Origin of the sequence: Streptomyces sp. NPDC059010 (assembly GCF_042740355.1) — a bacterium.
Taxonomy (GTDB): domain Bacteria; phylum Actinomycetota; class Actinomycetes; order Streptomycetales; family Streptomycetaceae; genus Streptomyces.
In genome coordinates this window covers 41,601-52,045 of sequence record NZ_JBHYJA010000016.1, presented here as the reverse complement: position 1 = coordinate 52,045, position 10,445 = coordinate 41,601, and the positions used below count along the sequence as shown (strand labels likewise).

At 72.9% G+C, this 10,445-nt stretch carries 9 protein-coding genes; 2 read left to right on the top strand and 7 right to left on the bottom strand.

Annotated elements, in window-relative coordinates:
• Window positions 1-118 precede the first annotated feature (118 nt).
• Together ACFWYS_RS18960 and lgt are read left to right on the top strand one after the other, a co-directional pair.
• Window positions 119-892 (top strand): DsbA family protein, encoded by a 774-nt coding sequence (locus tag ACFWYS_RS18960; protein ID WP_384769777.1) that lies wholly within the window; start codon window positions 119-121, stop codon window positions 890-892.
• A gap of 99 nt (window positions 893-991) precedes the next feature.
• Entirely contained in the window at window positions 992-2,029 is a 1,038-nt protein-coding gene (gene lgt, locus ACFWYS_RS18955) for a prolipoprotein diacylglyceryl transferase (protein ID WP_384769774.1), read from the top strand.
• Between the two features lie 73 nt (window positions 2,030-2,102).
• Here the strand turns inward: lgt and ACFWYS_RS18950 are convergent, their stop codons facing one another.
• From ACFWYS_RS18950 to ACFWYS_RS18920, 7 genes are read right to left on the bottom strand one after another with little or no spacing between them, the layout of a single operon-like run.
• On the bottom strand, window positions 2,103-2,951 hold the full coding sequence (locus tag ACFWYS_RS18950; protein WP_384770168.1) for an HpcH/HpaI aldolase/citrate lyase family protein: 849 nt from the start codon (window positions 2,949-2,951) through the stop codon (window positions 2,103-2,105).
• Between the two features lie 8 nt (window positions 2,952-2,959).
• Window positions 2,960-4,186, bottom strand: a complete 1,227-nt coding sequence (locus ACFWYS_RS18945; RefSeq protein ID WP_384769771.1) for a CaiB/BaiF CoA transferase family protein — start codon at window positions 4,184-4,186, stop codon at window positions 2,960-2,962.
• A complete protein-coding gene (gene rbsK / locus ACFWYS_RS18940; RefSeq protein ID WP_384769768.1) occupies window positions 4,183-5,076 on the bottom strand; it encodes a ribokinase in 894 nt (297 codons plus the stop codon). The genes ACFWYS_RS18945 and rbsK overlap by 4 nt, the downstream gene beginning before the upstream one ends.
• Complete coding sequence (locus tag ACFWYS_RS18935; RefSeq protein ID WP_384769765.1) at window positions 5,073-6,452, bottom strand: ADP-ribosylglycohydrolase family protein; 1,380 nt, start codon at window positions 6,450-6,452, stop codon at window positions 5,073-5,075. The genes rbsK and ACFWYS_RS18935 overlap by 4 nt, the downstream gene beginning before the upstream one ends.
• Window positions 6,440-7,633 (bottom strand): ADP-ribosylglycohydrolase family protein, encoded by a 1,194-nt coding sequence (locus ACFWYS_RS18930; protein WP_384769762.1) that lies wholly within the window; start codon window positions 7,631-7,633, stop codon window positions 6,440-6,442. The genes ACFWYS_RS18935 and ACFWYS_RS18930 overlap by 13 nt, the downstream gene beginning before the upstream one ends.
• Before the next feature lie 8 nt (window positions 7,634-7,641).
• Complete coding sequence (locus tag ACFWYS_RS18925) at window positions 7,642-9,078, bottom strand: ADP-ribosylglycohydrolase family protein (RefSeq protein WP_384769759.1); 1,437 nt, start codon at window positions 9,076-9,078, stop codon at window positions 7,642-7,644.
• The gene (locus ACFWYS_RS18920) at window positions 9,075-10,184 is read right to left on the bottom strand and encodes an ADP-ribosylglycohydrolase family protein (protein WP_384769756.1); all 1,110 of its coding nucleotides are present in this window, start codon (window positions 10,182-10,184) and stop codon (window positions 9,075-9,077) included. Before ACFWYS_RS18920 ends, ACFWYS_RS18925 begins: the two co-directional genes overlap by 4 nt.
• Window positions 10,185-10,445 lie beyond the last annotated feature (261 nt).

The following is a 10,445-nucleotide window of genomic DNA, read 5'->3' as shown; positions in this document are numbered from 1 at the left end:
CCCCAACACACCGGCGCTCTCCTCCGGGTCTCCGCCGGCCAGGCCCGCCGCTGCGCGGCAGGGGTCGCCCGGGGCGGGGGGGCGCCGGCGCCCCCCCCCCCGGTTCGTTTCTGCGGGTGTGAGCGAAAAGAATCGTGAGGGTAAGCGGACCGCCCGGGAGCGGCTGGCGGTCGAGCGTGAGAAGCAGAAGGCCGCCGACAAGCGGCGCCGTGCGCTGATCGTCGGCGCGAGCGTCGTCTGCGTCCTGGGGCTCGCGGCCGTGGTCGGTGTCGTCGCGGCGAACGCCGGCAAGGACACCGGTGACTCGGCCGGGCCGGTCGTGGGTCCCTCGGGGGCACAGGGCAAGGACGGCCTCGCGATCCCGGTGGGCGAGGAGAGCGCCAAGTCGACGCTCACGGTCTGGGAGGACTTCCGCTGCCCGGCCTGCAAGTCCTTCGAGGACGCGTACCGCTCGACGATCCATGGGCTGACGGACGCAGGCAAGCTCAGGGTCGAGTACCACCTGGCGACGATCATCGACGGCAACATGGGCGGCACCGGCTCGCGCAACGCCGCCAACGCCGCGGCCTGCGCCCAGGACACCGGCCAGTTCGTGCCGTACCACGACGTGCTGTACCGCAACCAGCCGCCGGAGGTCGACGACGCCTTCGCCAAGAACAGCAAGCTCTTCGAGCTCGCGGGCAAGGTCAAGGGACTGGACACGCCCGCCTTCCGTAAGTGCGTCGAGGACGGCACCCACAACAGCTGGGTCGAGAAGTCCAACGACGCCTTCAAGAAGGGCGGCTTCAGCGGAACGCCGACGGTCCTGCTGAACGGCAAGAACATCTACCAGGACCAGACGATGACCCCGGCCAAGCTCAAGCAGATGGTGGAGGAGAACGCCAAGGGATGAGCTCCTCCGGCAGGCCCCGTCCGGGGCGCTGCCTGTTATGGAGCCGTTGCCGGGCCGCCTGACATCGGTGCCGCCCGGCAGGGTAGCGTCGACCTTGCCATGGAACTTGCCTACATTCCCAGCCCATCGCGCGGGGTGATCCACCTCGGACCCATTCCGCTGCGCGGCTACGCCTTCTGCATCATCATCGGTGTCTTCGTAGCCGTCTGGCTCGGCAACAAACGCTGGATCGCCCGGGGCGGCCGGACCGGCACGGTGGCCGACATCGCTGTCTGGGCCGTGCCGTTCGGCCTGATCGGCGGCCGGCTCTACCACGTGATCACGGACTACCAGCTGTACTTCAGCGAGGGCCGTGACTGGGTGGACGCCTTCAAGATCTGGGAGGGCGGCCTCGGTATCTGGGGCGCGATCGCCTTCGGCGCGCTCGGCGCGTGGATCGGCTGCCGCCGCCGGGGCATCCCGCTGCCCGCGTACGCCGACGCCGTGGCGCCCGGCATCGCCTTCGCCCAGGCGATCGGGCGCTGGGGCAACTGGTTCAACCAGGAGCTGTACGGGCGGCGGACGGATCTGCCGTGGGCCCTGGAGATCACGTCCTCGTCGGACGGACGGGTGCCGGGCACCTACCACCCGACGTTCCTCTACGAGTCCCTGTGGTGCATCGGCGTCGCCCTGCTGGTGATCTGGGCCGACCGCCGCTTCAGGATGGGGCACGGCCGGGCGTTCGCGCTGTACGTCGCCGCGTACTGCGTGGGCCGGTTCTGGATCGAGTACATGCGGGTGGACGACGCCCACCACATCCTCGGTCTGCGTCTGAACGACTGGACCGCGTTGATCGTGTTCCTGCTCGCGGTGGCGTACATCGTGATCTCCGCGAAGAAGCGGCCGGGCCGGGAAGCCGTTGTCGAGCCGGGTGCCGTGGAATCCGGCGATGACACGGCCTCCGGTGACGAGAAGGCGGTCGGTGACGAGAAGTCCCTCGGTGACGACACGGCTTCCGACGACGACAAGGCCTCCGGCACCGAGACCAAGGCCAAGGCCGAGACCGAGTCCGCCGATGCCGCCGTGACCGACGACGTGACCGGTGAGGCGAAGGACGACGCGAAGGACGAGGCCGAGTCGGCGACAAAGAAGTCGTAAGGCTTGGTTCTACGACGATGAGGGCGCCCGGAGTCTTCCGGGCGCCCTCGTTGTGTGGTGAGCGAGCAGACGGTCAGCGTCGGCGGGCCAGTGACAGGGTTCGGTGGGCCGCCGCCACCACGGCCGCGTCGATGAAGGTGCCGTCCTGCAGGGCCTGCGCGCCCTGCTCGGTGGTGGCCGCCTTGATGATCGTCTCCGCCTGTTCCAGTTCCGCCTCCGTGGGGAGGTAGGCGCGCTCGATCACCGGGAGCTGGCGGGGGTGGATGGCCGCGCGGCCCAGGAAGCCCAGGGTGCGGCCGTGGGCGCAGGACGCCGCCAGGCCCTCCAGGTCGCGGATGTCGGGGTGGATCGACTGGGACGGCGGGGACAGGCCCGCCGCCCGGGCGGCCACGATGACGCGGGAGCGGGACCAGTCGAGGCCCGCGTCGCCCCGTACGCCCAGGTCGGCCCGTAGATCCGCCTCGCCGAGGGAGATGCCGTGCAGGGAGGGGTGGGCGGAGGCGATCGCATGGGCGCGTTCGATGCCGAGCGCCGTTTCCAGGAGGGCGTGCAGCGCGGTCGTGCCCGGCGCGGCGGGCGGGGTCGTCTGGGCGAGGTGGATGATCTGTTCGGCCGAGGTCACCTTCGGGAGGCGGAGTCCCGCGAGGCCGGGGAGGGCGGCCAGGGCCGCGAGGTCCTTCGCCGCCGAGGGGGTGTCCAGGGCGTTCACGCGGACGTGGACCGGGACGGGGTGCCCCGGTTCGCGGAGCAGGTCGGCGGTGGCCGCCCGGGCGTAGTCCTTGCGGTCCGGGGCCACCGCGTCCTCCAGGTCGACGATGACGATGTCGGCGCCGGAGGTCAGGGCCTTGGCCACCACACGAGGGCGGTCACCGGGGGCGTACAGCCAGGTCAGGGGGTGCGGGACGGACGGGACGGTGCTCACCGGGCTCGTCACAGGGCGCCCTCCTCGCGCAGGGCCGCCAGTTCGGCGGGGGTCAGGCCCAGGCCGGTGAGGATGGCGTGGGTGTCCGCGCCGTGCGGGCGGCCCGCCCAGCGGATCGCGCCGGGGGTGGCGGAGAGGCGGAACAGGACGTTCTGCATACGGAGCGGGCCCAGCTCCGGGTCCTCGACGGTGGTGATCGTGTCGAGGGCCGCGTACTGGGGGTCCGTCATGACGTCACGTACGTCCTGGATCGGGGCCACCGCCGCCTCCGCCTTCTCGAAGGCCGCGAGGACGTCGGCGCGGGTGTGGCGGGCGATCCAGTCGCCGACCGCCCGGTCGAGGACGTCGGCGTGACGGGCCCGGTCGGCGCCCGTCGCGAACCATGGCTCCTCGATCAGCTCGGGGCGTCCCACCAGGTGCATCACCCGCTCGGCGATCGACTGGGCGGAGGTGGAGACGGCGACCCAGGTGCCGTCGGCGGTGCGGTAGGTGTTGCGCGGGGCGTTGTTGGCGGAGCGGTTGCCGGTGCGTTCCTGGACGTAGCCGAGCTGGTCGTACCAGGTCGGCTGGGGGCCGAGGGCCAGCAGCATCGGTTCGATGAGGGCCATGTCGACGACCTGGCCCTCGCCGGTGCGCTCGCGGGCGGTCAGTGCCGTCAGCACCGCGTACGCCGTCGCGAGGCCCGCGATCGAGTCGGCCAGGCCGAAGGGCGGGAGCGTCGGGGGCGCGTCCGGTTCGCCGGTGAGGGCAGCGAAGCCGCTCATCGCCTCGGCGAGGGTGCCGAAGCCGGGGCGGTGGGCGTAGGGGCCGAACTGGCCGAAGCCGGTGACGCGGGTGAGGATCAGCCGGGGGTTGGCGGCGGCTAGCTCCGGCCAGCCCAGGTCCCATTTCTCCAGGGTGCCGGGGCGGAAGTTCTCGATGACGACGTCGGCGGTGGCGGCCAGGCGCAGAAGGGCGGCGCGGCCGCCGGGCTTGGACAGGTTCAGGGCGATGGTGCGCTTGTTGCGGCCCAGCACCTTCCACCACAGGCCCACGCCGTCCTTCGACGGGCCGTGGCCGCGGGACGGGTCCGGTTTCTCGGGGTGCTCGACCTTGATGACCTCCGCGCCGAAGTCACCGAGCATCGTGGCGGCGAGCGGGCCGGCGAAGAGGGTGGCCAGGTCGAGCACGCGCACGCCGGTCAGGGGGGCCTGGGGCGCCTGGCCGGCCCGGGCCGGCTGAGTCACCTCGGTCATGACGGGTACCGCTCCTCGATCTCGGGGCGGTACGGCATCGACGCCGTGGCACCCGCCCGCTGGACCGACAGCGCGGCCGCCGCGGACGCCCACGTCAGCGCGTCCCGCATCGGGCGTCCCTCGCCGAGGGCCACCGCGAGGGCGCCGACGAAGGTGTCCCCGGCGCCGGTGGAGTCGACGGCGGTGACCTTCGGCGCGGGGACGGTCACGGGGTCGGCGCCGCGTGTGACGTAGAGGCTGCCGGAGGCGCCCAGGGTGACGACGACCTCGGGCACCCGGTCGAGCAGCGCGGTGGCCGCCTCGCGTGGGTCGGTGCGGCCGGTGAGGGTGGCGGCCTCGTGCTCGTTGGGGACCAACAGGTCGATGGCGGCGAGGAGTTCGTCCGGGAGCGGTCGGGCGGGGGACGGGGTGAGGACCGTACGGACGCCGTGCCGGCGGGCCGCCTGGGCGCCGGCCACCACCGCGGGCAGCGGGATCTCCAGCTGGAGCAGCAGCAGGTCGGCGGAGGCGATGACGCCCTCGTCGCCGGGGCTGAGGTGGTCGAGTGTGCCGTTCGCGCCGGGGATCACGACGATCGCGTTGCCGCCCTCGTCGTCCACGACGATGTGCGCGGTGCCGGAGGGGCCCTCGACGGTGCGGAGGTCGTCGGTGTCCACACCGGAGTGTTCGAGGGTGGAGCGCAGCTGGGTGCCGAAGGCGTCGTTGCCGACGGCGCCGATCATCAGGACGTCGCCGCCCGCGCGGGCCGCGGCGATCGCCTGGTTGGCGCCCTTGCCGCCGGGGATCGTACGGAACTCCCGGCCCGTCACGGTCTCGCCGCGCTGCGGGGCCTTTTCGACATAGGTGACTAGATCCATGTTCGTGCTGCCGAGCACGACGATGCCGGTCATGGGCGGGGGGCCTCCAAGGGGGTGAGCCGGTGGGTGAGGTGGGCCAGAGCGTCGAAGCCGATGCCGTTGAAGTCGGCGACGGAGGTGGCGAGACGGTTCTTGAGAGGGATCGTCCAGCGGTCCGGGAGGGCGCTGGGGCTGCCGGCGAGGAGGGCGGCGACGCTGCCCGCGGTGGCGCCGTTGGAGTCGGTGTCCCAGCCTCCCGACACGGCGCGGCAGATGGAGCCGGTGAAGTCGCCGTCGGCGTGGGTGAGGGCGGCGGCGATCAGGGCGGTGTTGGGGATGGCGTGGACCCAGTGGTGGGTGGGGGCGTGCGTGGCGTGGAGTTCGTCCACGACCGTGTCGAAGTCGTCGTGGCTGTGGGCCAGTTGGACGGCGTGCTGGACGGCCTGGGCCAGGCGGGACGCCGGGGGGATCACGGTGAGGCCCGTCCGCAGACAGGTGTGGATGTCGTGCGGGCCGGTCGCGGTCGCCGCCTGTGCGATGACCGCCGCCGTGAACATCGCCGCGTAGACGCCGTTGGCGGTGTGGGTGAGGGTGGCGTCGCGGTGGGCCTGCTCGGCCGCGGCGGCCGGGTCGCCGGGGTTGGTCCAGCCGTGGACGTCGGCGCGGATGAGGGCGCCGATCCATTCGCGGAAGGGGTTGCGGTGGCGCGCCGTGTGCGGGGGGCCGATGCCGGTGAGGAGGTTGCGGTACGCGATGCGCTCGGCGGTGAAGGTGCGGCCGGCCGGGAGTTCGTCGAGCCAGAGACGGGCCACGTCGGTGGTGGTGAAGGTCCTGCCGTGGCGTTGGAGCAGGAGGAGGTCGAGGAGGGGGTAGTTGAGGTCGTCGTCCTCGGGCATGCCGTCGATGTTCTCGGCGAGGGAGGTGTGGGCCGAGCGGCGGTTCCAGGGGTGGGCCGCGAGGAGTTCCGGGGGGACTCCGCGGGCGGTGAAGTAGGTGTTCAGGGGCCAGTTGCCGGTGGCTCCGGCCAGCTCGCGGATGGCTTCGAGGGGGAGCTTCTCCACGGGTTTGCCGAGCAGGCAGCCGACGGCCCGGCCCAGCCAGGCGGCTTCGTAGCGGGCCGGGGCGGGGACGTCCGCCGGGGTCGGCGCGGGCCAGGACGGGCAGTTGGCCTTGATCCTGGTGAGGTCCGTGGGTTCCCGGTCCGCCAACCTGCTGGGCAGGTCCGCCAGTTCGTCCAGCAGGTCCTCGGCCAGAGTCCGCAGATATCGCGACGCCGGCTCGGGCGACGCGCCCGCACGCAGCGGCGCCACTTTGCCGCCCGCCGCGCTCCAGCGCGCCGCGATCGCCGCCGGCTCCCGTCCGTCCAGGGCCGCCTGTCGCAGCTCATGGCCGATCAGGTCCTCCGGCTGGACCCAGGTCAGTCGGAGCATGCTCGGCCCTCCAGCTCCGTGAACGCCGCCTCGTGCGCCCGGCGTCGGCGTACGTCCCGGGCGTGGATCTCCCTGGTGACCTCGGTCAGGGTGCGGGGCGGTTCCCAGAGGTCCAGGCGGCTGGCTTCCGCGACCGTCTTCGACCAGTCCTCGGGGGGCGGTGAGCCCAGGGCGCCGGCGAGGGCGCCGGCCATCGTGGCGATCGAGTCGCAGTCGCGGCCGTAGTTCACGGCGCCCAGGACCGTCCGGCGGTAGTCGCCGTCCGCGATCAGCAGCATGGCGAGGGCGACGGGGAGTTCCTCGATGGCGTGCAGACGGGAGGGGCGGCGGGCGCCGAGGGAGGGCCTGCGGTAGTCGGGGCCGACCGTGTCGTACGGGGTGACCGCCTCCCGGAGCGGGGCGAGGGCCGACTCGAAGTCCGTGTGGGCGCCTGCCACTTCACAGGTCTTCTCGATCGCCGCCCGCGTACCGTCCTTCGCCAGGGACAGGCAGGTCGAGATGACCGAGTCGGGTGTGGCACCGGGGGTGCACGCCGCCGCCACGGCCGCGGCGAGGACGCCCGCCGCCTCGCGGCCGTACGACGACTGGTGCGCGCCCGCGATGTCCAGTGCCTCGGCGTACGCGGCCCTCGGGTCGGCCGCGTTGACCAGGCCGACCGGGGCCATGTACATCGCCGCACCACAGTTGACGATGTTGCCTACGCCTGCCTCCCGCGGGTCCACATGGCCGTAGTGGAGGCGGGCCACCAGCCATTTCTCCGCCAGGAAGACACGGTGCAGGGGGAGTGCCTCCGCCTCCAGCTCCGGGATCCAGCGCGGGTTCGTCATCAGGTCCGGGACCAGGTGGTCGGCGATCGCGTACGCGTCGAGGTGGTCGCGGACGGATCCGTAGACGCGGACCAGCGCGTGCGTCATCAAGGTGTCGTCGGTGACGTGCCCGTCGCCCTTGTGGTACGGCGCGATGGGGCGGGCCGTGCGCCAGGCCTCGCCGTTCCAGGGGCCGACGATGCCGTGGACCCGGCCGCCGTGGCGTTCCACGATCTGGTCGGGGGAGTAGCCCTCCACCGGGCCGCCGAGGGCGTCGCCGACCGCCGCGCCGACCAGGGCGCCGGTGATCCGCTCATCGAGACGCGGACCACTGGATTCTCGCGAGCCACTGGTTTCTTGTGCTTTGGGCGTCATGCACCGAATCATCCTCCTGGTCGGGCCGGTTGTGTGGCTTCCAGGAGTTCGGCGAGTTCCACCAGGTCGGTGCCGGTGAGGCGGGGGAGTACGCAGCCGGAGAGGGTGCGGCAGGTGTCGCGCCAGGACGCCGGGATCGACGTACCGCCGCCGAGTGCGCCCGTCAGCGCGCCGGCCAGCGCGGGTGCCGAGTCGGCGACCCGGGACAGACACGCCGCGGCGGGGACGGCCTCGGCGATACGGCCGTGCGCGGCGACCGTGAGGGCGAGGGCGACCGGGACCGTCTCGGCGGCGGCGATGCCGTAGCTGTAGACATGGTCGACGATCTGGTGTTCCAGGAGGGGGATCAGGGCGAAGGCGCTGTCGGCGTTCCGGGCGAGCTTCAGGGCGTGGCGGGCGTTGCGGCCGATCTCCGTCTCCTCGGGGAGTTCGGTGAGGGCCGCTGTCACGCAGGCCGTGGCGTTCGCGCCGGTCAGGGCCAGGGCCACGGCCGCCGCCATCGCCCTCGCGCCGTGTACGCCGTCGCCGTCCTGGGTGTAGCGGGCGTCGAACTCGGCGAGGGCGGCGGCGCGGTGGGGGTCGCCGGGGTGGGCCACGGCCAGGACGCAGGCCCTTACGCAGGCCGCGTCGTCGAAGTAGTGCGGGTTGTCGTGGCCGGTGGCGGGTGGGCGCAGGCCGGTGGCGAGGTTGCCGAGGCCGGCACGGACGGAGATGCGGGCGCGCAGGGGGAGGATGGCCGACTCGACCTCGGGGGCGCGGTCGGCCGCGGCGGCCACTTCGCTGGCTACGGCGTTCCAGGTCAGGTCGATGGCGGCTCGGGTGCGGCGTTCTCGGCTGAGGTCGCCGAGGGCGGTGTCGTCGCCGGCTCGGAGTACGGCCTCTGCTGCGAAGGCCGCCCATTCCGCGTCGTCGGAAGGGCCGAGGCGGAGGGGTTCGGGGGGTTGGTTGAGGGCGATGGGGACGGGGAGGGTGGTCGTCGCGTTGTGTTCGGCGAAGGTGTCGAGTTCGCGGGTGAGGCGGCGGGTCCATTCGGGCATGCGGGCGGCTCGGTGGCGGGCGGCTGGCCAGCCGGCGGCATCGCCTGCGGCCAGGCCGAGGAGGAGGCCGAGCACTCTTTGACCGGCCTCGGCTTCGCCTTCGGCCCGTTGTTTCCCACCCGCACCGCCCGTGCTGCTTTCGTCGTCGGGTGCGGGTGGCCCCGGTGGGGCGTAATCGCCGTCGGCGGCCGCCGGGTCGGTGGGCTGGGTGGGGGGCGTGGCGTCGGCGGTTGTGGGGTCGTGCGGCTGGGTGGGGGGCGGGGCGTCGGCGGTTGTGGGTTCGTGCGGCTGCGTAAGAGTCGTGGCGTCCGCGGTCGTGGGTTCTGGCGGCTCGGTGAGCAGGGTGGGTTCGGTTTCGGGGGGTGTCGCCGTCGGGGACCCCTCGTCCCATGGTGTGGGCGGCCTCATCGGTGGGCTCCTTCGGCCGGTGCCGGGGCCGGGGTAGGTGCCGTTGTCCGGGTCGGAGGTGTCGGCCGGGTCTCGGTCGTGGTGAAGCCTCCCGCGCTCCACTTTCTGTCCTCCCCCGGCACCAGCAGCTCCGCCACGTCCAGTACGTGGTGCCCGGCCATGGACGGCAGGCAGCTGCCCCTCGCCGGGCCGATCGCGGTCGCCCACTCCGTCGGGATCGCCGTCTCACCGTGGGTCGCGCCCGCCAGTGCGCCCGCCACCGCTGCCGTCGTGTCCGCGTCCCGGCCCATGTTCACCGCCGTGAGGACCGCCTGGACGAAGTCGCCGTCCGCCGCCGCGTACGCCCCGAAGGCCAGGGCGACCGCCTCGGGGGCCAGGTCGGTCCACGGGTAGCCGCCGATCACCACCGCGGAGCGGACCGCGCGTTCGCCTCGGTGGGCCACCGCCACCGCCCTCCTCAGTGACCTGGCCGTCCAGGAGTCGTCCGGGACCACGGCGAGCGCCGAGGCGACCACCGCGATCGTAGGGGCGCCCGCCATCGCCGCCGCGACGCCCGCCGCGACCGCCTGGCCGCCGTAGATGCCCTCGCCGTCATGGCTCACCGCGCCGTCGATCGCCACCAGGCGGGCCGCTTCCGCGGGGCGGCCCGCCGCGAAGACGCCGAACGGGGCCGCCCGCATGGCGAGGCCGTCGCTCCAGGCATGGCGGTGCTGGGCGGAGATGGGGGCGGCCAGGCCGCGGCGGAGGTTCTCCAGCGTGCCGCGCTCGCTGAAGCCCGCGCCCCTGAACGGGCCCTCCGCCCGGTCCGCGATCCACTCGTGCCAGGCCGTGTCCACATGGGCCGGGGTCAGGGCCGAGCCATGGCGGGCGAGGAGGAGTCCGGAGAAGATCGCGTACTCGGTGTCGTCGGTGCCGCAGGGGTTGTCGGTGACGTATCCCGTGATGCGGCCCCAGCGGGCGCGGATCTCGGAGGGCTTCATGTTCTCCGCCGGGGCGCCCAGCGCGTCGCCGACGGCCAGGCCCAGCAGTGCGCCGCGTGCCCGTTCGCGGAGTTCGGCGGCGTTCCCGGGCGCCGGAACCGAGGGGATGCAGGCGGTCGATGGCATGCGCGGCCTCTCCTCCGGGGGCTCCGCCCAGGGCGCGGAGCCCTTTGCGGATGTGTCCCACCGTCGGCGGTTGACCTGAGCCTCGGAGGGGTCAGTGTCACCCGGTCGACATCTGTGCGGACCCCTACACGAATGAGCGTTCTAAGGGAAAACCGCAGGTTAGCCCAGCCTTTCCTTGCTGGCGGGGCGGAATTTCTGGGCGTAGATTTAGTGTTATCCAAGACTAGAACTTGTCTAAAGGAAGCCTTTCCTAAGCTTCCC